This window comes from Brevundimonas sp. AVps7 (genome assembly GCF_058681545.1).
On the sequence record NZ_CM178742.1, the window covers coordinates 2,247,092 to 2,271,598 of the forward strand.

The 24,507-nt window shown below is 66.9% G+C and carries 24 protein-coding genes; 6 read left to right on the forward strand and 18 right to left on the reverse strand.

Annotated features, from left to right (window positions below):
* Nucleotides 1-28: 28 nt before the first annotated feature.
* The 3 genes from ACW17Y_RS11200 to ACW17Y_RS11210 form a co-directional block, all read right to left on the reverse strand.
* A complete protein-coding gene (locus ACW17Y_RS11200) occupies nt 29-733 on the reverse strand; it encodes a Crp/Fnr family transcriptional regulator (protein ID WP_492035779.1) in 705 nt (234 codons plus the stop codon).
* Entirely contained in the window at nt 733-960 is a 228-nt protein-coding gene (locus tag ACW17Y_RS11205; RefSeq protein WP_492035780.1) for a DUF6894 family protein, read from the reverse strand. The genes ACW17Y_RS11200 and ACW17Y_RS11205 overlap by 1 nt, the downstream gene beginning before the upstream one ends.
* A 205-nt stretch (nt 961-1,165) precedes the next feature.
* Nucleotides 1,166-4,462: an amidohydrolase family protein gene (locus ACW17Y_RS11210; RefSeq protein ID WP_492035781.1), complete on the reverse strand. Its 3,297-nt coding sequence runs from the start codon at nt 4,460-4,462 to the stop codon at nt 1,166-1,168.
* Nucleotides 4,463-4,802: 340 nt separating this feature from the next.
* Here ACW17Y_RS11210 and ACW17Y_RS11215 point away from each other — a divergent pair, with 340 nt between their 5' ends.
* Both ACW17Y_RS11215 and ACW17Y_RS11220 read left to right on the forward strand, forming a co-directional pair.
* Nucleotides 4,803-6,386: a DUF1800 domain-containing protein gene (locus ACW17Y_RS11215; protein ID WP_492035782.1), complete on the forward strand. Its 1,584-nt coding sequence runs from the start codon at nt 4,803-4,805 to the stop codon at nt 6,384-6,386.
* Nucleotides 6,383-7,930, forward strand: a complete 1,548-nt coding sequence (locus ACW17Y_RS11220; protein ID WP_492035783.1) for a DUF1501 domain-containing protein — start codon at nt 6,383-6,385, stop codon at nt 7,928-7,930. Before ACW17Y_RS11215 ends, ACW17Y_RS11220 begins: the two co-directional genes overlap by 4 nt.
* Here ACW17Y_RS11220 and ACW17Y_RS11225 read toward each other — a convergent pair.
* The 6 genes from ACW17Y_RS11225 to ACW17Y_RS11250 form a co-directional block, all read right to left on the reverse strand.
* Complete coding sequence (locus tag ACW17Y_RS11225; protein ID WP_492035784.1) at nt 7,927-8,460, reverse strand: hypothetical protein; 534 nt, start codon at nt 8,458-8,460, stop codon at nt 7,927-7,929. The genes ACW17Y_RS11220 and ACW17Y_RS11225 overlap by 4 nt on opposite strands.
* A gap of 10 nt (nt 8,461-8,470) precedes the next feature.
* On the reverse strand, nt 8,471-9,874 hold the full coding sequence (locus ACW17Y_RS11230) for an MBOAT family O-acyltransferase (RefSeq protein ID WP_492035785.1): 1,404 nt from the start codon (nt 9,872-9,874) through the stop codon (nt 8,471-8,473).
* Between the two features lies 1 nt (nt 9,875).
* The gene (locus ACW17Y_RS11235; RefSeq protein WP_492035786.1) at nt 9,876-10,682 is read right to left on the reverse strand and encodes a GDSL-type esterase/lipase family protein; all 807 of its coding nucleotides are present in this window, start codon (nt 10,680-10,682) and stop codon (nt 9,876-9,878) included.
* On the reverse strand, nt 10,679-11,557 hold the full coding sequence (locus ACW17Y_RS11240) for an SGNH/GDSL hydrolase family protein (protein WP_492035787.1): 879 nt from the start codon (nt 11,555-11,557) through the stop codon (nt 10,679-10,681). Before ACW17Y_RS11240 ends, ACW17Y_RS11235 begins: the two co-directional genes overlap by 4 nt.
* Before the next feature lie 94 nt (nt 11,558-11,651).
* Nucleotides 11,652-12,611 carry a peptidase gene (locus ACW17Y_RS11245; protein ID WP_492035788.1) on the reverse strand — a complete coding sequence of 320 codons (960 nt, stop codon included), beginning with the start codon at nt 12,609-12,611 and terminating at the stop codon, nt 11,652-11,654.
* A gap of 148 nt (nt 12,612-12,759) precedes the next feature.
* Nucleotides 12,760-13,290 carry a peptidase S1 gene (locus tag ACW17Y_RS11250; protein ID WP_492035789.1) on the reverse strand — a complete coding sequence of 177 codons (531 nt, stop codon included), beginning with the start codon at nt 13,288-13,290 and terminating at the stop codon, nt 12,760-12,762.
* Nucleotides 13,291-13,506: 216 nt separating this feature from the next.
* Here ACW17Y_RS11250 and ACW17Y_RS11255 point away from each other — a divergent pair, with 216 nt between their 5' ends.
* Genes ACW17Y_RS11255 through ACW17Y_RS11265 form a run of 3 tightly spaced genes read left to right on the forward strand, consistent with a single transcriptional unit; the run spans nt 13,507 to nt 15,274 of the window.
* The gene (locus tag ACW17Y_RS11255; RefSeq protein ID WP_492035790.1) at nt 13,507-14,211 is read left to right on the forward strand and encodes a CoA transferase subunit A; all 705 of its coding nucleotides are present in this window, start codon (nt 13,507-13,509) and stop codon (nt 14,209-14,211) included.
* Between the two features lies 1 nt (nt 14,212).
* Nucleotides 14,213-14,617 carry a carboxymuconolactone decarboxylase family protein gene (locus ACW17Y_RS11260; protein ID WP_492035791.1) on the forward strand — a complete coding sequence of 135 codons (405 nt, stop codon included), beginning with the start codon at nt 14,213-14,215 and terminating at the stop codon, nt 14,615-14,617.
* 6 nt (nt 14,618-14,623) lie between these two features.
* Nucleotides 14,624-15,274, forward strand: coding sequence for a 3-oxoacid CoA-transferase subunit B (locus ACW17Y_RS11265; protein ID WP_492035792.1), 651 nt, complete (start codon nt 14,624-14,626; stop codon nt 15,272-15,274).
* A gap of 21 nt (nt 15,275-15,295) precedes the next feature.
* On the opposite strand, the gene ACW17Y_RS11270 is transcribed toward ACW17Y_RS11265, so the two are convergent.
* The 3 genes from ACW17Y_RS11270 to ACW17Y_RS11280 are packed head-to-tail and all read right to left on the reverse strand — an operon-like array spanning nt 15,296 to nt 16,685.
* On the reverse strand, nt 15,296-15,748 hold the full coding sequence (locus ACW17Y_RS11270; RefSeq protein ID WP_492035793.1) for a carboxymuconolactone decarboxylase family protein: 453 nt from the start codon (nt 15,746-15,748) through the stop codon (nt 15,296-15,298).
* Entirely contained in the window at nt 15,745-16,176 is a 432-nt protein-coding gene (locus ACW17Y_RS11275) for an ester cyclase (RefSeq protein WP_492035794.1), read from the reverse strand. The genes ACW17Y_RS11270 and ACW17Y_RS11275 overlap by 4 nt, the downstream gene beginning before the upstream one ends.
* Nucleotides 16,173-16,685, reverse strand: a complete 513-nt coding sequence (locus ACW17Y_RS11280) for an RrF2 family transcriptional regulator (RefSeq protein WP_492035795.1) — start codon at nt 16,683-16,685, stop codon at nt 16,173-16,175. The genes ACW17Y_RS11275 and ACW17Y_RS11280 overlap by 4 nt, the downstream gene beginning before the upstream one ends.
* 214 nt (nt 16,686-16,899) lie before the next feature.
* Between ACW17Y_RS11280 and ACW17Y_RS11285 the strand changes: the two genes are divergently transcribed.
* Nucleotides 16,900-18,177, forward strand: coding sequence for a toxic anion resistance protein (locus ACW17Y_RS11285; RefSeq protein ID WP_492035796.1), 1,278 nt, complete (start codon nt 16,900-16,902; stop codon nt 18,175-18,177).
* Here the strand turns inward: ACW17Y_RS11285 and ACW17Y_RS11290 are convergent.
* The 6 genes from ACW17Y_RS11290 to ACW17Y_RS11315 all read right to left on the reverse strand — a co-directional run bounded on the left by ACW17Y_RS11290 (nt 18,174) and on the right by ACW17Y_RS11315 (nt 24,464).
* On the reverse strand, nt 18,174-18,779 hold the full coding sequence (locus ACW17Y_RS11290; RefSeq protein ID WP_492035797.1) for an ABC-type transport auxiliary lipoprotein family protein: 606 nt from the start codon (nt 18,777-18,779) through the stop codon (nt 18,174-18,176). The two genes, ACW17Y_RS11285 and ACW17Y_RS11290, sit on opposite strands and share 4 nt — an antisense overlap.
* On the reverse strand, nt 18,776-19,714 hold the full coding sequence (locus ACW17Y_RS11295; RefSeq protein ID WP_492035798.1) for an MlaD family protein: 939 nt from the start codon (nt 19,712-19,714) through the stop codon (nt 18,776-18,778). The genes ACW17Y_RS11290 and ACW17Y_RS11295 overlap by 4 nt, the downstream gene beginning before the upstream one ends.
* 9 nt (nt 19,715-19,723) lie before the next feature.
* Entirely contained in the window at nt 19,724-20,542 is an 819-nt protein-coding gene (locus tag ACW17Y_RS11300; protein ID WP_492035799.1) for an ABC transporter ATP-binding protein, read from the reverse strand.
* Entirely contained in the window at nt 20,539-21,657 is a 1,119-nt protein-coding gene (locus ACW17Y_RS11305) for an MlaE family ABC transporter permease (protein WP_492035800.1), read from the reverse strand. The genes ACW17Y_RS11300 and ACW17Y_RS11305 overlap by 4 nt, the downstream gene beginning before the upstream one ends.
* Before the next feature lie 105 nt (nt 21,658-21,762).
* A complete protein-coding gene (locus ACW17Y_RS11310) occupies nt 21,763-23,223 on the reverse strand; it encodes a UdgX family uracil-DNA binding protein (RefSeq protein WP_492035801.1) in 1,461 nt (486 codons plus the stop codon).
* Nucleotides 23,223-24,464 carry a putative DNA modification/repair radical SAM protein gene (locus ACW17Y_RS11315; RefSeq protein ID WP_492035802.1) on the reverse strand — a complete coding sequence of 414 codons (1,242 nt, stop codon included), beginning with the start codon at nt 24,462-24,464 and terminating at the stop codon, nt 23,223-23,225. Before ACW17Y_RS11315 ends, ACW17Y_RS11310 begins: the two co-directional genes overlap by 1 nt.
* Nucleotides 24,465-24,507 lie beyond the last annotated feature (43 nt).

The following is a 24,507-nucleotide window of genomic DNA, read 5'->3' on the forward strand; positions in this document are numbered from 1 at the left end:
CGCGTGAATCCCTGAATGTCGATTGAGCCTAGTCGACCGCCACCATCCGTCGCCTCAGCGCGCCGTAGCACTCGCAGGCGGCGTGCTCGAGCACGTCGCGGCTGGCGATCCGCACGACGCCGCGTGAGGCCTTGATGCCGCCGAGCTTCCCCAGCTCCTGCCAGGACGCGTTCACCGTCGTCCGCCGCACGCTCATCGTGGTGGCCAAGTCGTCCTGGGTCAGTTTGAAGGCGTCCTGCCCTGTCCGGTCCTGGATGGTCAGCAGCCAGCGCGCCAGTCGCGGCGTCACTGTATGCACCGCGTTGCAGACCGCGTTCTGCGCCGCCTCGACCTGGTTGTTGTGCGTCAGCCGCATCAGCACCCGTAACAGCGGGGGACTCTCCAGCACCCGCCGCCGCAGCGCATCGGCCGGCAGGGCCCAGGCGTCGCCGGCGATCTGCACCTCAACGTCCCAGCCGCAGGGTTCGTCGGCCAGGAAGGCCGCCAGTCCCGTCACGCCCTGACGGCCCACATTGGTCGCCATCCCGGAACGCCCGTCCTCGAACCGGATGACATTGGCCAGGTCCGCAGTGACCGGCAGATAGACCACCTCCACAAGCTCACCCGCTCGTGTGACCACGTCGCCCTGCGGCAGATGGCGCAGAATCAATTGCGGACGCAACGCCGCCTTGTCCTCCGCCGCCATCGCCGCCCACAGGCTGTTGGCGTTCGGATCCTCTGCAGCGCTCACCATCAGAACCGCCGACCCTGCGCCGTGACGCTGTAAACCTGCCCGTTGTCGGCGTTGGTCACCATCACCTCATAGTCGCCGCCGCCCATCAGCGACTCTCGCCTGGACGGAATCGTCTCGGCGAACACCTCAAGCGCGGCCGCACAAGCCGCATCGTTGTCGGCCAGCTCTTCGCCATCCTCGTCCCGGATCACCTCCCCGTTGCGGAGGCGGAAGAAGTATCGGGGCATACAGGTCTCCGTCGGCGGCGCTGGATCAGCAGGACGAAAAGCCCAGCCGCCGCCGACGGTTCCCGGATATCGTGCCCTCAGCGCCCGGCGGCGGCGATGATCGCTTGGCCACCGCCTCGGGCTGGGCCATTCGGCGCAGGGCATCATGCCCGCGTCGGCGCGGCGTTCCATCGTCCTCAGGCATGAGCCGGCGTTTCGCCGAACATCAATCCCCGCTGTGGCCGTGTCCCTCGGCGTCCGTCGCCCCGACCGCAAAGCCCTGGTCGCTCTCGTTCTCGAACCAGAACGGCGCCCTTGCCCTTTGACGCAGACCGACCTCGTCCATGTGGTCGTCGTAGAGCCGCCCGTTGGCCAGGGTGTAACGGATCGAGGTGGTGTTGCGGATGTTCTCCAGCGGGTTGGCATCGAGCACCACCAGATCGGCCAGCTTGCCCACCTCCAGCGAGCCGACGTCGCGATCCAGACCCAGCGCCAGGGCGCCGTTCAGGGTGCCGGCCCGCAACGCCTCCATGGGCGTCATCCCGCCCTGGGCCAGCATCCACATCTCCCAGTGCGCGCCCAGACCCTCACGCTGGCCGTGGGCGCCGATCTCGACAACGACGCCGAGGTCATTCAGCGCCTTCGCCTGTTCCGCGATCTGGATGTGGTTCCACTCGTTGGCGGGCTGGGTCACCGGCCGGCGCGCGCGCGCGTCCAGCAGGCGACGCGGCACATACTGGGTCAGGATCGGGTGGTTCCAGACCTCGCTCTCCTGGTACCAGTAGTTCTCGCCCGACGACCCGCCGTAAGAGACGACCAGGGTCGGGTTGTAGGCCGTGTCCGACTGACGCCACAGGTCGTGAACGTCGTCGTACATCCGGGCCAGCGGGATCGAGTGTTCGATCGTGGTGTGGCCGTCCACGATCATCGTCATATTGTGCTGATAGAGGGACCCGCCCTCCGGCACAACGTTCATGCCCAGCTGGCGCGCGGCCTCGATGATCTGCTGGCGCTGCTCGCGGCGCGGCTGGTTGTAGCTCTTGACGCTCCAGGCCCCGACGGCCTGCTGACGCCGTAGCACCGACAGGGCGTCGTCCAGGTTGTTGACCACCGCCGTGAAGTTGGTGTTCGCGCCGTACAGGATCGTCCCCGTCGAGAAGATCCGCGGCCCCACCACCCGGCCGGCGCGGGCCAGCTCGGAGTGGGCGAAGATTTCCGACGTGTCGTTCGACGGGTCGTGGATCGTGGTCACCCCGAAGGCCAGCGCCGCATAGTTCACCCAGCTTTGCTGCGGGATGATCTCGTCGGACGCCATCGACCCGTGCCAGTGAGCGTCGATGATGCCGGGGATTATGGTCTTGCCGGTGACGTCAACGACGGTCGCGCCGGCCGGAACCGTCACCTCGCTGCGGGGGCCGACAGCTTCGATGCGGTTGCCGTTGGTGACGATGACGCCGTCCTCGATGACGCGATCACCGTTCATGGTGACGATGCGCGCACCGGTCAGGGCCAGGCGTCCTTCAGGCCGGTCCGCGGCCTGCTGGAAGCCGAGGTTGATCCCCGTCTCCGGCGGCTTGGGCAGTTCCTCCGGAGCACCCTCGACGAAGGCGAAGCCCTGGTTCAGGTCGCGGCTGAACAGCTGCGGCCCGAGCGACCAGCTCAGGCTGCTGCTATCGCCCGACCAGGTCAGCCAGTCGCCCGCATCGCGCGTGAACCGGGTCTGCGGCAGGGCCTTGCCATCCGACGACAGGGTCACGGGTCGCCCCGTGCGGGCGAACGGCGCCACGAAGGCGTTGAACCGCTCGGTCCAGGCGATCCAGTGCTCGTCCGGCGACAGGACATAGTCCGCCGCCCATTCCGAAGTCAGGTGGACCCGCTCGTCGTGACCCGTGAGATCGACCGACTTCAGGGCGGAGTTCCGGTCGACCCGGCCGGTGAAATAGATGCGGTCGTTGGATGCCCCGAACTGGGGCGCGGTGCCGTCGTCGGTGACGAAGGTCGCGTCGCCGCCCGCCGTCGGGATGCGATAGATGCCGGGCTCGCGGCTCCACAGACCCGAGGTCAGGGTTCCGTCCGCCACCTTGCGATAGACGATGGTCCGTCCGTCCGGAGAGAAGGTCGGCTCGATGTAGTGGCCGGGGTTGGAGGTCACGACGCGGGCTTCACCGCCACCCGCCGGGATCACGCGCACGGTCCCAAGGTCCTGGTCGTCCCACGTCGTGTAGACGATCGACCGGCCGTCCCGCGACCAGTTGGGATAGAGCTCGAAATGGTCGTTCTGGCGCGTCAGGCGACGCGGCGTTCCATTGGGCAGATCCTTGATCCACAGATTGCCGAGCGCCTCGTAGACCACGCGCGATCCGTCCGGCGACGTCCGCGCCCAGCGGATCATCTTCACGTCGAAGGTGTCGGGCGCGACGTCCACGGGGAAGCGCACGGCCTCCTCGACACGACGCGTGTCGGCGACGTGGAACGGGATGTCGGCGACCTCGCGCGAGGCCACGTCGATGCGCCGGATCTTGCCGCCGGCCCAGAAAACGATGGCCGAGTTGTCGGGCGTCCAGCTCATCGCCGGATAGACACCGTGGATCGCCCAGGTCTCCTGCATGTCGCGGTCGAGGCCTGAGTAGATCGCCGTTTCGCGCCCGCTCTCGATGTCCATCACGAACAGGGTCGACTGGTAGCGGACGCGCCGGATGAAGGCCAAACTCTTGCCGTCCGGCGAGGGCGTCGGCCGGATCGAACCGCCGGGTCCGCCCAGGAATTCCTCGACCTCGCCCGTCTCGCGGTCCAGCCGCTGGATCACATAGATCTCGGTGTTGACGTCCTTGGAATACTGGAAGGTCTCACCCGGCGTATTGTCGTCCGAGAAATACAGATAGCGGCCGTCTGGCGAGAAGGCGGGTTCGCCCGAGTCCTTCTGCTGCGTCCGGCGCGTGGTCAGCTGCACCCCGCCACCGCCCGAGCGGTGATACATCCACATCTCGCCGGCCCCTAGCGAGCGGGCCGAAGTGAAGTGCTTGCGCGCCACGATGAACTCGCCGTCGGGCGACCAGTCGGGCGAGTTCAAGAGGCGGAAACTCTCGTCCGACACCTGCGTCGGGTTCGACCCGTCGCGGTTCATGACCCAGATGTTGTCGCCGCCGTCGCGGTCTGAGGTGAAGGCGATCTTCGTCCCGTCCGGCGAATATTTTGGCTGCATGTCCCAGGCGACGCCGGACGCGATGGCCCGGGCCTCACCGCCGCCGATGGGCATGACATAGATGTCGCCCAGCATGTCGAAGACGATCTCCTGACCGTCCGGGCTGACGTCCAGCGCCATCCAGGTGCCTTCGGTGACGTCGATGGCCGCGTCGTGCGCAGGTCCGGGCGGGTTCTGCACGTCCCATTCGGGCGTTTCGGCCTCAGCCTCCTCCGCCAGCGTAGCGGCGGGCGCGATCGCCGGCGGCGTCGCGGTTTGGGCCCACCCGGTGTTGGCCACGGACAGCGCCACGACGGCGCTCAGCACGACACGCATCAGCATAGGAAGTTCCCCAAAACACTCTCGCACGATTGTGTAAGGCATCGTCCCGGGCTTTGGCGAGAGCCCGCGCCAAAGGCCAGGCCGCGCACGATTTCGTGAAACTGTTCTATGGGAACGATTCACCGTAACGGTGTAAGACCAAGAGCAATCAAGGCTGTCGTTAAAGTATAGCGAAGATCGGTCGGGGGACCTGTGCGTGTCTGAATTGGTGTTGAAACGCATTCGCGCCTGCGCGCTCTCGGTGCTGCTTGTCGCCGGCCTCTCATCGTGTGGAGACGGTCGAACACTGTCCGTTTTCGGCGGCACAGGTGAACGCACCACGCCTGTCGAAGACGCTGTCTTGAACTCGGCGACGGCGGCGCGCTTCCTGACCCAGACGACCTTTGGGCCGACCGACAACGACATCAAGACCGTCCTGGCGCAGGGCTACGGGGCCTACCTGGACGGCCAGCTGAACGCCGTCTCCTCGTCGCATCTGGCCTATATGGACAACCGCCTGATGCAGATGCGGCTGACCAATCCGTCGGCCAGCCTCAGCGCGAACCAGTTCTACGAAAGCTACTGGCTCTACGCCGCGACCAGCCCGGCCCAGTTACGCGAACGGACCAAGCTGGCCCTGTCGGAGATCTTCGTCATCTCCCTGGTGGATGCCGCGGTCGATGTCCGTGGCGCCGCCTCCTACTATGACATGCTGGGCGCCAACGCCTTCGGCAACTACCGCACCCTGCTGGAGCAGGTGGCGCTGCACCCGATGATGGGTCGCTACCTGACTCATCTGGCGAACCAGAAAGAAGACACGACCTCAGGCCGCAAGCCGGACGAGAACTTCGCCCGCGAAGTTCTCCAGCTCATGTCCATCGGCACCTACCAGATGAACAACGACGGGACGCCCCGCCGCGACGGCGCCGGTGCAACCATCCCGACCTACACCTCGGACGACGTCTCCAACCTCGCCAAGGTGTTCACCGGTTACAGTTGGTATAGCCCGACGCCGACGAACACCACCTTCGCCGGTGGGTCGCGCAACGTCGACGCCTCGGTGCGGCCGATGATCTTCTATGCCAACTATCATTCGATCACGGCCAAGACCTTCCTCGGGACGACGATCCCGGCCGGCGCCGCAAGCGCCAACGATCTGACGATCGCGCTGGACACCATCTTCAACCACGCGAACGTTCCGCCATTCATGTGCCACCGCATCATCCAGCGGCTGGTCACCTCCAACCCGACGCCGGCCTATGTCGAGCGTTGCTCGGCGGTGTTCATCAACAACGGCTCGGGCGTGCGCGGCGACCTCAAGGCCGTCATCCGGGCGATCCTGCTCGACCCCGAAGCACGCAGTTCGTCCCTCGCCTCCACCCCCAGCTTCGGCAAGGTGCGCGAGCCGATGATCCGTCTGACCAACTGGATGCGCGCCTTCGGGGCGACCTCGATCAGCGGCAACTATCTGATCACCTCGACCAGCGCGAACACCTCCCTCGGGCAGTCACCGCTGACCTCGCCTTCGGTCTTCAACTTCTACCGGCCGGGCTATGTCCCGCCCAACACCCGCCTGGGAGCCCAGGGCCTGACGGCGCCGGAGTTCCAGATCGTCGACGAGGTCACGGTCGCCGGCTACGCCAACACCATGCAGACCGCGATCGGCACAGGGATCGGCTCGGGCTCGGACGTTCGTTCGGCCTATGTGAACGAGATCGCCATCGCTGCGGACGCCAACACCCTTGTCGATCGCATGGATCGGATGCTGCTGTACGGCGAGATGAGCCCAACCCTTCGTGCCCGTCTCGTCGAGAGCGTGAACAGCATCGCGATCCCGGCGCCCACTGCGAGCAATGCGGCGACCATCGCCACGGCCAAACTCAACCGGGCCAAGCTCGCCGTCTACATGACGATGGTCTCCCCCGAATATCTGGTGCAGCGATGAGCCACGGAATCCACACCCGTCGTCAGCTGCTGCGTGTCGGCGGCGGCCTGTCCATCCTGGGCGCCGCGGCGCCTTTTGCGGCGCAGCTCGCCGCCGCCGGGGCCGCCGTCAGCCAGAGCGCGCCCGACTACAAGGCATTGGTCTGCGTCTTCCTGTTCGGCGGCAATGACGCGAACAACATGGTCCTGGCGACCGATCAAAGCTCCTGGACACGCTACTTCAGCGCCCGGAACACCGGCGCCGACCCCATTGCCCTGATGCCCGTCGGGACCGCACCCACCGCGGTCGGAGCGACCAATCCCCTGACCGGACGCGTGGCGACCGCAGCATCGCCCGACGCGTGGGGCGGCGTCCTTCCGATTGTCCCGCGCACCATACAGACCGTTCCGACCAGCGGGGGGACCCGGACCTTCGGCCTGCATCCCTTCATGGGCCCGGCCAAGACCCTGTTCGACGCCGGTCGCCTGGCCGTCGTCGCCAATATCGGCACCCTGATCCGCCCGGTCACGCGCGCCCAGTACGAGGCGCGCAGCGTCACCCTGCCCACCAACCTTTTCTCCCACAACGACCAGCAGTCGACCTGGCAGGCCGGACGGGTGGAAGGCGCCCAGCGGGGCTGGGGCGGGTCGTTCAGCGACCTCCTGACCGGAATGAACGGGACGAACGCCCTGTTCACCGCCGTCTCAACGGCCGGCAACGCCGTCTTCCTGTCCGGCCGGGACGTCGTCCAGTACCAGATGAGCACGGGCGCCCAGCCCGCCGTCGTCATCAACGGGCAATCGGGGACCAGCCTGTTCGGCTCCACCGTCGCGCCCGGCCGCGTGCGCGACCTGATCCGGGATACGTCATCAGCCAGCCTGTTCGCCGCCGACTACGCCACCACCACCGACCGTTCCCTCGGCGCGGCGACGTCCCTGAACGCAACCTTCGCCTCGTCCGCCGTCACCGGGGTCCTGGCGGCGCCCGCCTATCGCAACCCGATCAGCGGGGCGACCGAGACCAACTCCCTGGCGGTCCAGCTTCAGACGGTCGCCCGCATGATCGCCGCCGGCCCGACCCTCGGCATCAAGCGCCAGGTCTTCTTCGTCAGCCTCGGCGGCTGGGACAGCCACGACGTCCAGAACGTCGCTCAGCCCAACAACCTGTCGAAGGTCGCCTCCGCCCTCGCCTATTTCGACGAGGCGCTCGGCAACCTCGGCGGCGTCAACATGCGCGAGGCGGTCACGACCTTCACCGCCTCGGACTTCTCGCGCACCTTCACCACCAACGGCGATGGCACCGACCATGCCTGGGGCGGCCACCATCTCGTCATGGGCGGGTCGGTCAGGGGCGGCGACATCTACGGCCAGTTCCCGACCATCGGCATGGATCAGGGCACGAGCTTCCGGAACCCGGACATGACCTCGTCCTACCTGATCCCGACGACCTCGGTGGACCAGTACGCCGCCACCTTCGGCCGCTGGATGGGGGTGTCGGAGACCAACCTCGACCTCATCTTCCCGAACCTCAGGAACATGGTCACGCGCGGGTTGGGCTTCCTCTAGCGCTTCGGCGTCCCCGCCCACTCCGCGTCGCGCGAAGCCTCATAGCCGTCGCGCACCGCCTGTCTCGGCTGGTCCGCGCCCAGCTGGGCGATCTGTTCGGCCCAGACATCGGCCATTCGTCGCACCGTTGTGGTCACCCAGCCCGGCGCCTGTTGCCGCGACCAGTTCTGGATCGAGACGGCGTTGAAAATCAGCAGGAAGACGGTGGCCAGCACAATGATCCGGCTGGTCCATCGGCGGTCGCGCGCGGCGACACCCTCCTCGTCCGGCGGCTCTCCCGGCGGGAAGGCGAACCGCCCCAGCGCCAGCAGCGGATTGACCGGTTCCGGCGCGGTCGGCAGGTCGTGCGCGTCGGCCGTCTCGATCCAGTCGGCCCCTGAAACAGGAAGGGGGGGATTCTGACCGACGTCCTCGACGGGGTCGTCCAGATAAGGCTCGGCCTCCCCCTCCAGCGGCGGGAAGGGGTTGGCCGGGATCGCCGCAGGGAAGGGTTCCAGCGGGATTTCGGGATCGTCGGGACGGTCGCTCATATCGCCTCCCTCAGAACTGGAAATAGATGAAGGGGGCCACGCCGTCCGGGCGCACGGCCTCGACCAGCAGGATGGCCGCCCCGACCAGCAGACCCATCGTCAGGGACGGCGCCGGCTTCAGCCAGGTCGCGATCCCCTCGGCCGCACGCGGCGGCAACCAGTGCATGGCCAGACCGCCGACGATCAGCGTCAGCACGAACGGCGTCACCAGGGTCGCCGCCTCGAACCGACCCAGACCCGTCAGCACCTCCATCGCCATCGGGAAGGTTTCGGCCCGGAACAGGATCCAGCCCAGGCAGACGATGTGGAAGGTCACCAGCACCCCCAGCCAAGCCGGCGGCCCCTTGCGATCTCCCAGGGCGGCCCGTCCCAGCCGCTCGACGACCTGCACCCCGCCATGCAGCGCGCCCCAGGCCACGAAGGTCCACGCCGCCCCGTGCCACAGCCCGCCCAGAAGCATGGTGATGAAAACATTCAGGCACGACCGGATCAGCCCCTTCTTGCCGCCCCCCAGCGGCACATAGAGGTAGTCCCTCAGCCAGCTCGACAGGCTGATGTGCCAGCGCCGCCAGAAGTCCTGCATCGACCTGGCGCGATACGGCTGGTCGAAGTTGCGCGGGAAGGAATAGCCCAGCAGGGCCGCGATCCCGATCGCCATGTCCGAATAGGCCGAGAAGTCGCAATAGATCTGGACCGCATAGCCATAGACCGCCGCCATCAGGTCCAGCGTTCCATAGGCCGCCGGATCGAAGAAGACCGGATCGACCAGCCGCACCGACAGCTCCGAAGCGATCACCGTCTTCTTGAACAGACCCCAGCAGATCAGCAGCAGCCCATGCGCCGCCATCTCGCGCGTCAGCCGCGGCGCCCGGTCGAACTGGGGCAACAGGTCCGACGCCCGCACGATCGGTCCGGCGACCAGATGCGGGAAGAAACTCATCAGCAGCATGACGTCGAGCAGCGACTTCGCCACCGGCGTCTTCCCGCGATGCACGTCGACGACATAGCTGATGCCCTGGAAGGTGAAGAAGCTGATCCCCACCGGCAGCACGATCTGCAGCAGCGGCAGGTCGCGCTCCCACCCGAACCGCGTCAGCAGGTCGCCCGCCTCTTCGACGAAGAAGCCGTAGTATTTGAAGAAGCCCAGGATCAGCAGGTTGGCCGCAACGCCCAGCCCGACCAGCCATTTCCGCCGCCCGGCCTCGTCCGAGCGCGCGATCAGCGCCGCCACGCCCCAGTTCAGGATGGCGGAGGCGATCAGCAGGGCGACGAACCGCCAGTCCCACTGGGCATAGAAGAACCAGCTGGCCAGCAGCAGGAACAGCTTGCGCCGCCCGTTGTCGCGATCCAGCGACCAGGCGGTGAAATAGACGAACAGGAAGAACACGCCGAACGCCAGCGTCGGGAACAGCACTCTACCAGCCCCCTCGGCGTCGGTCGTAGGCGGCGAGGATGTCGACGGCCAGCAGCGACCCGATCCAGTCTCCGCCCGTGCCGGTGAAATGCACATGGTCGCCGCGCATCAGCGGCGTCTCCCCCTGGGTCAGGGCATGGGCCGAACAGTCTCCCCCCATACGGCCCCTCCAGTCCCAGAACGCGACGCCCGTCGACGCTGCGACCCGGTGCTGCACGTCCCGCACCACCGACAGCATCTCCGGCGCCTTCCAGCGATAGTCGGCGTCACCGGCGCAGCGCCCGCCCCCGTCGCCGCGCATGGCCTCGGGCGCGCCAAGGATCAGGATCGCCGCCCCCGGCGCCGCCCGGCGCAACCGTTCGATCTGTCCCCGCAGAAGGGCCTCGTAGGCGCGCGGGTCCAGAAGTTCGTCGAACCCCTCGTTGGTGCCATAGGCGATGATGACAAGGTTCGGTCCCGCCTCGCCGTCATCGAACAGCGGCTCCCGCCCCGCCATGCCGTTCAGCGTCGCCCCGACCACGCCGTGCGCAGTGAGGTGGATCGGCACGCCCTCGAACCGTCCCTGCAGCCGCCACAGCAGGGAGCGGGTGATGTCCCCGCCGGCCGTATGGCTGTCGCCGAACTGGACGATGTTCACCGGCCGACGCTGACCGAAGGCGGCGAAGAACGCGATCAACCCTTCCGGCTGACAAAGACCGCCCGGACAGGTCGCGCTGACCGGCGACGGCAGAGGCGTATAGGGGCGTTCCTGCGCCACGGCCGATCCCGCCAGCGCCAGACCGGCGAGCAGGGCCAGCGCCCGGATCACGCCGCCGGTTCTGCAACCGGGCTCGACAGCCCCGCGTCCCGCTTCAGCCGCGCGGCGACAGGCTCGGTGATGCGCAGATAGCCGGCCATCGACATGTGGATCCCGTCATTGGCCCGCATGAGCCGCCGCCGCCCCGTGCCGGTCTCCGGCAGGTAGGCGTCGTATTCGCCCTCGGCGTTCTGGGTGATCGTTTCGGTCTCGATATAAGGCACGCCCAGCGCCGCCATCCGCGCCGATACGACCCCGTTGATCAGCATCATCCTGGCGTCGAAGCTCGCCCGTTTCATCGCCGGCAACCCGACCCAGTAGACCGCCACATTCTGACCCCGCAGCATCGCCACCAGATCGTCGACGCGCCTGGCATAGGCGGCCTTCCAGCCGTCGGTGCCGAAGTCGTGGATTTCGCCGTCGATGCTGATGCCCTGGGCGTCATTGGTGCCGAACAGGATCACCGCAGCATCGATCGGCTGTTCGGAGATCTGGCGCGCGGTCTTGGCCTGGATATCGACGTAGTCATAGCGGCTCAGGCCCGTGGAGACCTCGCTGAACTTGGTCACCGTCACACCCGGCTGGTCGCGCATCTCGCGATAGAGGCCGGTCCAGAGGCCGTCGGCCATCGAGTCGCCGAACACCCCGATCCTCAGATGTCCGCTCGCGGCCCGGGCGGCCAGCGGCGTCAGGGCGGGTGCGGCCGGGGCGGCGGGCAGGGCGGCGGGCGAAACCGACGCCGGCGGGGGGCTGGCGGAGGCGCTGGCCACGCTGCCCGGCATAAGGGTCGGACGACGCAGCCAGCCGCGACCATCCGGCGTCAGCGCCAGACCGATCAGGACCCCGACGACCAGGGCCGCCGTCACTGCATTGATACCCGCGCGCAAACGCCCCACCCCGACCCGGGAAACTCAGGTTCCGCTTATAGCGCAGCGATAGACGACCTCGCCATGCTGCACGCGCCACGCACGAGGATAAAGGTTAATTGGAATACAGTTCGCTGATGTCGAGCCGCGCCGGCTGGCTCATGCCCGAGCTGTAGGTACCGACCCAGACGTCATAGGTGCCGCTCATCGGATTGTTGATGTGCAGCGCCGGGTTGAGGCTGCCGTTGCCGCTGTCGTCGTCGCAATACCAGCGGCCGTCCGGTCCGTTGACGACCAGGGTGGTGTCGCTGCTGCTGTCCACGCTCAGGATCAGCGGCAGGCTCCCGGCCGAGTAGCTCACCTCCACATCCGGGGCGCGCGTGACGAAGCCCCGGCAATGCGAGGCGATGTTCTGGGCGTCGATAGTGCCGCCGGCGCGCATGTTGATCCGGGTCGGATCGGGCGTGAAGCCGGCGCTCAGCGTCACCGTGCCGTAATTGGCCGCCTCGAACGGATCGACCGCGCCCGCATAGTTGCTCTGATTACCGCCGTCTCCGTAGGCGTTGCCGTTCAGCTCGGTGATGTAGAGCTGCGCCGACGCGCCGTTGCCGCCATAGGCGCCGACGAAGACGTCGTACACGCCGGACTGCGGGTCAGGGATGGACATCAGGGGATTGGTCCCTTCGCCCGAGTCGTCGTCGCAGTACCAGCGTCCGTTCGGCCCGTTGATGACCAGGGTCGTGTCGTTGTCGCTGGTGACGCCGAAAATCAGCGGCAGGCTGCCCGCGCTGTAGGTCAGCTGGAAGTCCGGGGCGGTGGCGACCATGCCCACGCAGCCGTTGGCGACCGTGGCGGCGTCCACCGAGCCGCCCGAATACATGTCGATCCGGTACGGATCAGGCGTGAAGCCGGAGCTCAGGTTGACCGAGCCGAACGTGGCGTTCTGGCTGATGTCCACCGCCGGGGTCTGGCTCTTCTGACCCTTTTGCCCGCTCGGCGGAGCCGCAACCGATGCGCCCGCCGACAGCGCCAGAGCGGCGCCCAGCGCCAACGCGAATCCGAAACCGGTCTTCATCACACTACCTCTCCACGAGGCGACGCCCGTCGCCCATACGCCATAATGTCGTCCCGCCCGGGCGAGGCGTCGTCATCAAAACGAATGAGGGCGCCAGATCCGCACCAGCGGATCAGATATCATCGCTCGGCTAAAGACAACCGTTCGATCACCGAAGCTCGGTGATGAACAGTTCCGCGTCCCCGCCGTCACCATCGAACGCGCCGACCCAGACGTCGTAGACGCCCGACTGCGGTCGATAGAAGCTGACCTCCGGATCGGTCCCGCCGCCGGAATCGTCGTCGCAGTACCAGCTGCCGTCCGGAGCGTTGATGACCAGGGTCGCATCGGTGTAGCTCGACACCCCGAACGTCAGCGGCAGGCTGCCGGCGTCGTAGGTCAGCTGGAAGTCGGGCGCCCGCGAGATCATGCCGACACAGTCTCCGCCCAGGCTCGACGCATCGATCTCCCCACCCGACGTCACGGAAATCGTGCGCGGATCGTCGTCGAAGCCCGAGCTCAGGTATTCTTCGCCATAGTTGGCCCGTGCGCTGGGATCCGGCGCGCCATAGCCGCCGCCGTAGGTTCCGCCTCCGTAGGCCGGTCCCGGCCCGTAACCACCACCGTAGCCATAGGGATCCTCGACGCAGCCCGACAGGCCAATGATCGCCAGTGCGCCCAGCGCCAGAATGATCCGCATCTCTATGGTCCCTGCGGAGCCCCTCGCTCCGCGGACCATCAGAGATCATCGATTGTCCGAAAACAACCGGCTGTCGGAAATCGTCAGGTCTCGCGCCGGTCGGCTTACCGTTGGCGCTCGCCGCGTCACCTCGCTACCTTGCCCCCGCGCCCCTGCCGCCGTAAGGAGCGTCAAAGGCACCGATATTCATCTGTCGGTGAAATAAACGAGGAAACGATGCGCAAGATCTTCACCGACGCCGCTGCGGCGCTCGAGGGCCTGACCTTCGACGGCATGACCGTCATGTCCGGCGGCTTCGGTCTGTGCGGAATCCCCGAGAACCTGATCGCCGGGCTAAAGGCCTCGGGCGTCAAGGGCCTGACCGTTATCTCCAACAATGCGGGCGTGGACGGCTTCGGCCTCGGCCAGCTTCTGGAGACACACCAGATTGCGAAAATGATCTCGTCCTACGTCGGCGAGAACAAGGAGTTCGAGCGCCAGTATCTGGCCGGCGAGCTGCAACTGGAGTTCAACCCGCAGGGCACCCTGGCCGAGCGCATCCGCGCGGGCGGCGCCGGCATTCCGGCCTTCTTCACCGCCACCGGCGTCGGCACCCTGGTCGCCGAGGGCAAGGAGGTTCGCAACTTCGGCGGACGCGACTACGTCATGGAGACCGGCCTCGTCGCCGACCTGGCCATCGTCAAGGCGTGGAAGGCCGACGCGGCAGGCAACCTGATGTTCCGCAAGACGGCCCGCAACTTCAATCCGATGATGGCCACCGCCGGCAAGACGACGGTGGTCGAGGTCGAGCACATCGTCCCCACCGGCCACCTCGATCCCGACCACATCCACACGCCCGGCATCTATGTCGATCGCATCATTCTGGGCACGTTCGAAAAACGGATCGAACAGCGCACCATCCGCCAGCACGTCGAGGCCTAGGGTGGCCGACCCGCGCGCCGAACGCGGCGCGGCCTATATGCAGACCCTGGATCCGGGTCTCGAAGCGGCCCTGCGCAAGGGGATGGCCCCGATCGCCCCCGACTTCGCCGACATGATGGTGGAGTTCGGCTACGGCGAGATGATGAGCCGCCCGGACCTCGACCCGAAGAGCCGCCAGTTCGTGACCCTCGGCATCCTCGCCGGCCTCGGCCATCCGGTCGATCAACTCAAGGGCCACATCAACGGCGCCCTCTCGGTCGGGATCACACCGCGCGAGATCGTCGAGGCCCTGATGCAGGTCGCGATCTATGCGGGATTCCCTGCCGCCACCAATGCTCTGCGCGTCGCCAAACGCGTCTTCGCCGACCGGGGCGTCAGCCCCCTGCCCCAATCCCCTTCGGAGTAATCTGAGATGCCCCGCACCCGTGACCAGCTCGCCGCCCGCGCCGCCCGCGAACTCGAGGACGGCTTCTATGTGAACCTCGGCATCGGCATCCCGACGCTCGTGGCCAACTACATCCCGGCCGGTATCGAGGTCACCCTGCAGTCCGAGAACGGCATGCTCGGCATGGGCCCCTTCCCGTATGATGAGGACGTTGATCCGGACCTGATCAACGCCGGCAAGCAGACGATCACCGAGATCCCCGAGAGCAGCTATTTCTCCTCGGCGGACTCCTTCGCCATGATCCGCGGCGGCCACATCAACCTGTCCATCCTGGGCGCCATGGAGGTGGCCGAGAATGGCGACATCGCCAACTGGATGATCCCCGGCAAGCTGGTGAAGGGCATGGGCGGCGCCATGGATCTGGTCGCGGGCGTGAAGCGCGTCGTGGTCGTCATGGAGCACGCCAACAAGCACGGCCAGTCCAAGGTCCTGAAGGCCTGCAGCCTGCCCCTGACCGGCACGGGCGTGGTCAGCCGCATCATCACCGACCTCGCCGTCTTCGACGTGAAGCCGGACGGCGCAGGCCTGGAACTGATCGAACTGGCCGACGGCGTGACGCTCGAGGAGGTCGCGGGCAAGACCGAGGCGACCTACACGATCGCGCCCGGCGTCGGCTGACCGGCCGAACTGCAAGAGAGATCAGGCGTCTAAACCACCCGCGATCGCAATGCGGTTCCATGCGTTGATCGCGGCGATGACGTAGATCAGGACCGCTGCCTGTCGCGGTGAGAAGTGCTCTCCCACCTCGCGGGTCGCGTCGTTCACGGTCCGCGCGTCGATTGCGCCTGTCAATGCACCAGCCAGCTGCAGCGCTGCCCGCTCGGCGGCCGAAAGTGCCTCGGGCAGGTCGCCGTTTGCCAGGCGATCCACAGAGTCCAACTCCACCCCACAGACGATGGCGGCGCTCCGGTGCATCGCTACGCAGAACCCGCAGCCGTTCCGAACCGAGCACCAGAGCCTGACCAATTCCAGAAGGCGTTCCGGAACCGCTTCTTCGGCACAGACGACATCCACCGCCATCATGGCCTTGCGACCTTCCGGCCAGATGCGCAGGATATCGAACTGCGGCGCCGGCGAAGCCATGGCGGTCATTCAGAGGTGGCGAAGCTCGGTTCGCCGATCTGAGCCATTATACTGTTGAGATCGTAGAAGAATTTTTCTCCAGAGAGGAGTCCGTCCCGGAAGCGCACAACGACCATGAAAGGAAAACGGATCGTCCGGCCGGTCGGAGCTATTCCAAGAAAACGGCCTGTATGGGCGCCCACGAAATCGGCTTCGCCGATAACCAGGTCGTCAGCGACCCAATGCAGGCTGCCTCCGTCTGTATGCAGGCCGAATGCGTTCCACCAGAGCTGGTAGTGTCTGGCGACCGCGCTACGCCCGTTGAGCACCAGCCCGACAGGCTGATCCTCGAACAGAGCGTCGGGGTGAACCGTAGCCAAGGTGCCGTCGAGGTCGTGCGCCGCTTCAGCGATCATGTGCTGGCGGAGAATCCTCGCATTGATTTCGCGATCGCTCACAAGCTGGTTCCTTTGCTCTGATTTCGGGAATGATCGGCGATCCAGTCGCCTGTCATGGCCAGCACCGCGTCCGGCGCTTCTGTGGATGCGACCCCCATGAGGTCGGCGATGGAGGTCGCGGCGAGGCTGTCACGCCAGGCCTGCTGCGCCCCATGCATGGTGCGGGCGATCACGCATTGAGGCGAGTAGACGCCGGCTACGCCGGAGCAAGGCCCCTTCCGTCGGATCTCATGGCATTGAAAGCGCGGCTCGACCCCGTCTATCGCAGCGGCCACGTCATAGACGCTGATCGCGCTCGCCGTCCGCGCCAGCCGATAGCCGCCGTAGCGACCGGCCGAGCCGGAAACCAGGCCTGCGCCAGACAGTTGCTGCAGCACCTTGGCCATGGTCGTCGGCGACAACTCATGGAAAGCGGCGAGGTCTCCGGCGGCAAGCTCTCTGCCCCTCGGCAAGGCGGCGAGGAGCAGCATGATGTGCAGCGCAGCTTCCAGGGTGCTGTTCGTTCTCATAATTCGGATTTATTTCTTCCGAATTAGATCGTCAAGCAGATTCTCCGGTCCTCGGGTCGGCAAACCGGACAGGCCGGCTCATTTCACCAGCCCGGAGCGTTCGCTCGAGGAAGTCACCGGGAGGACCGAGGCGAGCGACACGGTTTCCCAATCGCTGAAAGCTGCGGCATAGTTCATCCGACCGGCCCGAAGAGGCTGGGCTACGGAGGGTGACATGGGTGTTGCGGGGTCGATCAGTCCGCCGGGCGGCGCGCCGAAGCCGGATCCCGAACGCGTCGCCACGCTGCGCTACACGATCGTCGACGAGCCCGAGACCTGCGCCGCCTTCGGAGAAAGCGCCCGCGCGGCCCTCGCCGCGTTGAACGATCGCGCCCTGGCCGAGACGCGCAACGGCGACCTCGGCGAATGCAGCCTGTTGCTGGACCACGTCCGCGACCGCGTCGCCGGTCTCGACCCCGCCCGGCTTGTACCCCGCGGCGGTCTCGCCGGCCTGTTCGACAGCCGGGGCAAGCGGCTGAAGGCCTTCCGCGCCGCCTGGGCCTCCGCCGCCTCCACCGTCACCCAATCCGCCGCCGACATCGGTGAGCGCGCCGCCGTCCTGGCCCGCAAGGACACGGCGCTGGAGAACCTCTGGTCGGAAACCCGCGACGCCATCGCCGAACTGGACGCCCACATCGCCGCCGCCCGAAGCTGGCTGGCGAACGCAGCGCCCGCGCCGGTCGTGGAGCCCGTCGAGCCCGCAGCGGAGACCGCAGCGCCTGAACCGGCCGAGGACGTCCACGAGCCGGTCGAGACCGTTGCCGAAGCGGTGACGGACCGCTCGCCCTCGCCTCCCGAGGACCCGGTCGAAGAGCCCGTCGAAATCGCCGAGGCCGCCGCCCCCGATGCCGAACCCGAGGTCGTGGTCGATACGGAGGCCGAGGTCGAAACGGCCGTCTCCGGGCCCGCCTTGTCGGAAGCGATCGAGCGGTCTGAAGCCGTCGTCCTGACGGAAGTCGCCGAGCCCGTCGAAGTCGCGGAGACCGCGGACGAAGCCTCTGCTGAACCAGAACCCGAGACCCCGTTCAGGGCCGAGCCAGAGCTCCAGGGCGGATCAGAGCCCGAAACCGCTCACGCGCCGACACCCGTCACGTCCCTGCCCCATCCGCTGGAAACCCGGCTGACCACGCTTGAAGCCCTTCGCGCCACCGCCATCGGCCGGCTGCCCCTGCTGCGCGCGACCCAGAACGCCGACTGCCGCACCCGGGCCGCACTCAAACAGGTCTGCGACGGCCTGGAGGCCTGGCGCGCCGATTGGCAGGACGCCCTCGGCATGGCGGGCAAGCGGCCGAAGAAGATCACCCCGGACCGCGTCCGCCTGTCGAACGCCACATTCGCCTTGACCGACCGTATCGACGCCGCCGGTCGAGAACTCTCGGTCGCCCAGGGCCGCCGCGCCGAACTCGCCGCCCGTGCGGCGCCGGCTCAGACGACAATCGCCCTGGCGGCCTAGTTCGTCGTCGCGTTCGCGTCGGTCCAGGCCACGATCTGCCTGTTCAGGTCCCGCGTCGCCACGTCATAGGCCTCGACGATGGTCGCGACCCGGTTCTCGCCGGCCGGCTGGCTGACGGTGAACGTCTGTTCCGACACCACGGTCCGTTCCGGGAAGCGCAGAAGCCGGGCCCGCGCCGTGATGACGACCGTCGGCGCCGCGTCCGCATAGTCGTAGCGCGTCTCGAATACCCGCACGTCGACGTCCAGCAGCCGCGTCGTCGGCGTCAGTTCACGCCGGCCGATGAGCCGCACGGCCCGGGCCTGAGAGGCGAACGACGCTTCCAGAGCATCGCTGTAGAGCATCAGCGCCGGCGACACCCAGCGCGCCCCGCCGATGTAGGCAGCCTCGGATCCGGTCACGCCCAGCAGCCGGTCGCCCTGGGCCGCCTGGGGCATTTCCAGCGCCCGCAGCTTCACCTGGACGGGCGAGGCGACGGCCGTTGTCAGCGCGCCTCCCGCATCGCCGAAGCGATAGAGCTGGACCGGGTCCGGCGACGACAGCAGCGCGCATCCGGACAGGGACAGGGCGGCGATGGCCGCGAGAGCGAGGGTGCGGATCACGGCTGGACCTCCAGTTCCTGGGACGCCGGGCGGGAGATGAAGTCACGCGGGCTGGACCGGACGTCGTCCACCAGCCCCTGGAGGGATTCCGTCGCCTCCTGCAGACCCTGGATGGCCTCCAGCAACTGCGGCACGCCGGTCGTCGCGAACTCCCCGGCCGGTCCCTCGATGGCATTGGCCGTGCGGTTGATCGAGGCGATCGCCGCCCGCGCATCGGCCGTGGCCTCGTTGATGTTCTGGACGGCTTCCGCGCCGTCCTCGTTGACCAGGCGACGCGCATCGACGCCGAGAGCGCGATACTCGGCGATGGCGCCGTTGGCGTTCTCCAGCGCCTTCTCCAGGTCCTCGAACATCCCCTTGCGGGCCTCAAGCTCGGTCGACAGCGCCTCGACGTTCCGCACGCTGGTCGAGAAGCTGCGGATATTGTCGTCCGAGAGCACCCGGTTGATCCGGTTCAGGGCGTCGACCGTCTGCGCCAGCACCGTGCCCGAGCCCGACAGCAGTTCGGCGATCGGCGACGGCTGCGACTGGATCACAGGCACGACATTGTCGGGATACTGGGTCTTCAGCAGGGCGCTGCCGTCCGTACCGGCGGTGATCTGGATGTAGTTCAGACCGGTAATGCCCTGCGGCTCCAGCTGGGCGCGCGAGGTGACCCGCACGGGCGTGGTGGCGTCCAGTCGGACCCGCGCGATGACCTGGTCGCCCTTTTCGGGATCCAGGTTCAGGTCGGTGACCTCGCCGACGCGGATGCCGTTGAAGTGCACCTCGCCGCCTTCCGACAGTCCGCGCACCGGTCCGTAGAAGACGATGTCATAGATGTCGTAGTCGTCGTTGAACTGCAGCCGGGCCAGCCAGATGGCGAACACCGCCAGCGCCGCCAGCAGGGCGACGGTGGCTATGCCCACCGCGGCGTAATGTGCGTCACGTTCCATCGTCGTCCTCTATGCGGCCTTGGTCGCAGCGCGTCCGCGCGGCCCCAGGAAGTATTCCTTGATCCACGGGTGGTCGGATTTCTCCAGCTCCTGCACCGTGGTCTTTTCAATCACCCGCTTGTCCGCCAGCACCGCCACCTTGTCGCAGATGGCGTACAGGCTATCGAGATCGTGGGTAATCATGAAGACGGTCAGCCCCAGATCGTCCGACAGTTTGCGGATCAGCTCGTCGAACGCCGCCGCCCCGATCGGGTCCAGTCCCGCCGTCGGCTCGTCCAGGAAGATCAGTTCGGGATCCAGCGACAGGGCGCGAGCCAGGCCGACACGCTTCCGCATACCCCCCGACAGCTCGGCGGGCTTCTGGTGATGGCTTTCGGGCTTGAGGCCGACCATGGCGATCTTCATCTCGGCCAGTTCGCGGATCGTGTCCTTGGGCAGCTTCGTGTGCTCGACCATCGGCGCAGCGACATTCTCGAGAACGGTCAGCGACGAGAACAAGGCGCCCTGCTGGAACAGGACGCCGGTGCGACGTTCGATATCGGCCCGCTCGGCCTCGGTCGCGCCGCCCACATCATGGCCCAGGATCTTGATGGAGCCGCCCTCGGGCTCCTTCAGCCCGATGATGGAGTTCAGCAGCACCGTCTTGCCGGTGCCGGACCCGCCGACGACGCCCAGCACCTCGCCGCGCACGACGTCCAGGTCCAGATCGCGGTGGATCACCTGCTCGCCGAACTGGCTCAGCAGGCCGCGCACCTCGATCAGGGTCTCGGGCTTCTTCGCGCCAGACGCGTCATTGGCCGCGCCTTTTGTCGTCCGGACCGCCTTCACAGGTTCAGCTCCAGGAAGATCAGGGCGAAGACGGCGTCCAGGGCGATGATGGCGAAGATCGCCTGCACCACGGCCGCCGTCACGCGGCGGCCGAGGCTTTCGACGTCTCCCGAAACCGCCATCCCCTGTCGGCACCCGATAGCCGCGATCACCACGGCAAACACCGGCGCCTTGACCAGACCGACCATCAGGTGCGTCCCCATGTTCGGGTCTTCGCTGACGCGCTGGATGAAAAAGGCCGGGCCGTAATCCAGCTGGCTCCACACCACCAGCAGCCCGCCGAGGAAGCCCGACACCATGCCGATGAAGGTCAGCAGCGGCATCATCGCCAGCATGGCCGCCAGTCTGGGAATGACCAGGGCCTGGAACGGATTGACACCCATGACCTGCATCGCATCGACTTCCTGGTTCATCCGCATCGAGCCGATCTCGGCCGCGAACGACGAGGCGGACCGGCCGGCAAGCAGGATGGCGGTGATCAGGACAGCGAGTTCCCTCAGCACGGCCACGGCGACCAGCTGGACGGTGAAAACACCGGCCCCGAACTGTGTCAGCAGGTTGGCGCCGAGGAAGGCGATGACGGCGCCGATGAAAAAGTTGGTCACCGCGATGATCGGCAGGGCGTCCAGACCCGACCGCTCCGCCTGGCTGACCCAGGCCGGCCAGCGAATGGCGCCCGGATGGCGGAAGGCCGAACCCGTCGCCCCCATCAGCCGTCCGAGGAAGGCCATCGAGAGCAGCATTTCAGCCGCCGCGTCGTGCACCCCGTGGCCGATCTTGGAGAAGATGCGGACCAGCGGCGCCTGGCGTTTCGGCGGCTCGGCGCTCTGGCGTTCCAGCGTCTCGACCATCGCATAGATGCGCCCGGCCTCGGGCCGCGTGTCGAAGGCGTTGGCGGGCATGGCGAAATTCGACGCCTGCACCAGCGCAAGGGCGCCGGCCGTGTCGAACCGGCCCAGTTCGCTCAGATCGACATGTTCTATGATGACGCCTTCCAGGTTGTCGCCCAGCCGGATGGCGGCCTGGTTGATCCCCATAGTCGTCCAGTCGCCCGTGAGCTTGAGCACGGTCGCGCCGCCCTTGGCGTCCTCGATATGGAAATCGGCCGTCCTCATACGCCCACCCTTAGACGAGCCCGGGCGAATCGCCCATGCCCGAAAGCCGTGTCGAAACCGTATGAAAGCCGGGCCGTCGTCCTTGGGCAACAGCCGTTATGCGAGTCATAGAAGTTCCCGAACAGCCTTCAGATCATGAATGAAAGCCGCCCGCTCGCGCACCCTGGCCTCCGCGTCGGGAATGCGCAGCAGATAGGAAGGATGCACCGTGATCATCGCCGCCGATCCATCCGACAGCGACAGCCGCTGGCCTCGTTCCTGCGTCACCGCCACCTTGCGGTTCAGGACGCCTAGCGCCGCCGTCCCGCCGAGCGCCAGGGTCACCTTCGGCCTCACCAGCCGACGTTCCTGATCCAGCCACCAGCGGCAGGCCGAGACCTCGTTGGTCGTCGGCGTCCTGTGCAGCCGCCGCTTGCCGCGGGGCTCGTGCTTGAAGTGTTTGACGGCGTTGGTGACATAGACCTCGGACCTGTCGATCCCCGCCTCCTCCAGCGCCGCGTCCAGCACCTGTCCGGCGGGCCCAACGAAGGGCCGCCCGACCAGATCCTCCTGATCGCCCGGCTGTTCGCCCACGATCATCAGCTTCGCCGTCTTCGGCCCCTCGCCGCACACGCCCTGGGTCGCGTCCCGATAGAGCGGACACCGTCGACAGGCCTGCACCCCATGACGCAGCTCATCGAGGTCGGCGGCGACGAACCCCTCCTCCCACGCCCCGTCGCGAACCGAGCGGGCGATGGCCTTGGCGAGGCGGGCGTTGGGTTCAGAGGGCTGGCTGGCGACCATGACCTCGGTGCGAGCCCGCGACGCGGCGATCAGCTCCGGGATCAGCGACGCCTCCGGCAGGTTCTTCCAGTACCGTTTCGGCATCTCGCCCTGCATCGTCTGGACCTTCAGCCGCGCCGGATTGAAGGTCGAGGCATAGTAGGTCTTCCAGAATTCCTCGATTTCGTCGTCCTGGGGCGCATCGGCGGCGCTGGCGGCCGGTCCGAAGGTGAGGGCGTCTCCATCCCAGAAACTTGACCCGTCCGGCGTCAAAATCGACCACCGCATCGTCGTGAATCGCCGAACGAAGAAGCCCGCCGTCTTCTCCAGCACCCGATGCGCGGGCTCGAACCAGGCGACGAACGCCTCGCCCTCCTCGTCCTGAACCGCCCGGAAGCGGACGAAGGCCTTCATCTTGTGCGAGGCCCGGCTGACGTTCTTCGCCCGCTCCATCGCGTCGGCGACATCGCGATCCGACACGACCTTCATCAGATCCGGTTCGTCCCTCAGCCGCCACAGCAGTCGGTACATCAGGTCAAACCGGTCCGCCGACCGATGCAGGATCACCTCCTGCGCGACGTCCACGAACGCCTTGGGGACAGTGAACCCAGTCTCCACTCCTGCATCCCCGCAAAGGCCGGGCCCCGGGCTTTCGGGCGCGGGGTCGAACAAGGACCCGGAGCCAGTCGAACCCTCCACCCCGAACCGCGCCGCCGCCGGCTCCACCCCCGCCAGCCGGAGCGCCCGCGCGGCCTTGCGCCACCCGTCGAAATCGATCTCGTGCGCCAGCTCCGCCGTCGGCATCAGAACAGGCTCAGCTGCTCGGGTTTCGGCTCCCCCACCAGCCGCTGCCGCAGATCGACCGCGTCCGTCAGCCCGCCCGGGGTCCAGTCCAGCGTCGTGATGAACGGCCGCACCTTGTCGATGCCCCGGCACAGCCGCGCGATGTCCTCCAGCCTCAGCGTCCGGTAGCGCCTGACCGAAATCATCCGGTCTACCGATTTCACCCCCAGCCCCGGCACACGCAACAGCATCTCGCGCGGCGCGGTGTTTACATCGACGGGAAACTGCGCCCTCTGGTTCAGCGCCCAGGCCAGTTTCGGATCGATCGCCAGATCCAGCATCCCGCCGGTCGAGGCCTCGGAAATCTCCGGCGCGGAAAACCCGTAGAACCGCATCAGCCAGTCCGCCTGATACAGCCGGTGCTCCCGCATCAGAGGCGGTTTCGACAGCGGCAGGGCCGAGCTTGAATCTGGAATGGGGCTGAACGCCGAATAGTAGACCCGGCGCAATCCATACCCGCCGTACAGCGACGCCGATCGATCCAGAATTTCGGTGTCCGGCGCTCCATCTGCGCCAACAATCAACTGCGTCGACTGCCCTGCCGGTGCGAACTTCTGCGGGCGGAATTTGTCCTTCTTCGAAGGCCTGGCCGCCTCGACCTTCATCCGGACGTTCGCCATCGCCTGCTTGATGACGCCGACATCCTTCTGCGGCGCCAGCCGGCCCATGGCCTCGTCGCGCGGCAGCTCGATATTGGCCGACAGCCGGTCAGCATAGAGCCCCGCCTCCTCGACCAGTTTCGGGTCCGCCTCGGGGATCAGCTTCAGATGGATGTAGCCGCGAAAGTCATGCTCCTCGCGAAGCTTTTTCGCGACCAGCACCAGCTGTTCCATCGTGTAGTCGCCGCTGCGGATGATCCCCGACGACAGGAACAGCCCCTCGATATAGTTCCGGCGATAGAAGTTCAGCGTCAGCTCGACGACCTCGTCCACGCTGAACCGCGCCCGCTGCACATTCGAGGACACACGGTTGATGCAATAAACGCAGTCGTAGACGCAGAAGTTGGTCAGCAGGATCTTGAGCAAACTCACGCACCGCCCGTCCGGCGTATAGGCGTGACAGATGCCCATCCCCTCGGTGGAGCCGATCCCCTTGCCGCCCCGGCTGTCGCGTTTCGACGTGCCCGAGGACGAACACGAGGCGTCGTACTTCGCCGCGTCGGCCAGCACCGACAACTTCTTCCTGAGATCCAGCTGCGCCATGGTTCATGATATGTTCCTTTTCGGGAACGGCGTCCAGCGTGAC

Bases quoted from the DNA above. Each gene is read 5' to 3' on its own strand.
- ACW17Y_RS11220 (WP_492035783.1), top strand. From the start codon at position 6,383: ATGAGCCACGGAATCCACACCCGTCGTCAGCTGCTGCGTGTCGGCGGC.
- ACW17Y_RS11315 (WP_492035802.1), bottom strand. From the start codon at position 24,464: ATGGCGCAGCTGGATCTCAGGAAGAAGTTGTCGGTGCTGGCCGACGCG.
- ACW17Y_RS11210 (WP_492035781.1), bottom strand. From the start codon at position 4,462: ATGCTGATGCGTGTCGTGCTGAGCGCCGTCGTGGCGCTGTCCGTGGCC.
- ACW17Y_RS11225 (WP_492035784.1), bottom strand. From the start codon at position 8,460: ATGAGCGACCGTCCCGACGATCCCGAAATCCCGCTGGAACCCTTCCCT.
- ACW17Y_RS11245 (WP_492035788.1), bottom strand. From the start codon at position 12,611: ATGAAGACCGGTTTCGGATTCGCGTTGGCGCTGGGCGCCGCTCTGGCG.
- ACW17Y_RS11305 (WP_492035800.1), bottom strand. From the start codon at position 21,657: ATGAGGACGGCCGATTTCCATATCGAGGACGCCAAGGGCGGCGCGACC.
- ACW17Y_RS11285 (WP_492035796.1), top strand. From the start codon at position 16,900: ATGGGTGTTGCGGGGTCGATCAGTCCGCCGGGCGGCGCGCCGAAGCCG.
- ACW17Y_RS11270 (WP_492035793.1), bottom strand. From the start codon at position 15,748: ATGACCGCCATGGCTTCGCCGGCGCCGCAGTTCGATATCCTGCGCATC.
- ACW17Y_RS11280 (WP_492035795.1), bottom strand. From the start codon at position 16,685: ATGAGAACGAACAGCACCCTGGAAGCTGCGCTGCACATCATGCTGCTC.
- ACW17Y_RS11255 (WP_492035790.1), top strand. From the start codon at position 13,507: ATGCGCAAGATCTTCACCGACGCCGCTGCGGCGCTCGAGGGCCTGACC.
- ACW17Y_RS11200 (WP_492035779.1), bottom strand. From the start codon at position 733: ATGGTGAGCGCTGCAGAGGATCCGAACGCCAACAGCCTGTGGGCGGCG.
- ACW17Y_RS11295 (WP_492035798.1), bottom strand. From the start codon at position 19,714: ATGGAACGTGACGCACATTACGCCGCGGTGGGCATAGCCACCGTCGCC.
- ACW17Y_RS11205 (WP_492035780.1), bottom strand. From the start codon at position 960: ATGCCCCGATACTTCTTCCGCCTCCGCAACGGGGAGGTGATCCGGGAC.
- ACW17Y_RS11310 (WP_492035801.1), bottom strand. From the start codon at position 23,223: ATGCCGACGGCGGAGCTGGCGCACGAGATCGATTTCGACGGGTGGCGC.
- ACW17Y_RS11265 (WP_492035792.1), top strand. From the start codon at position 14,624: ATGCCCCGCACCCGTGACCAGCTCGCCGCCCGCGCCGCCCGCGAACTC.
- ACW17Y_RS11250 (WP_492035789.1), bottom strand. From the start codon at position 13,290: ATGCGGATCATTCTGGCGCTGGGCGCACTGGCGATCATTGGCCTGTCG.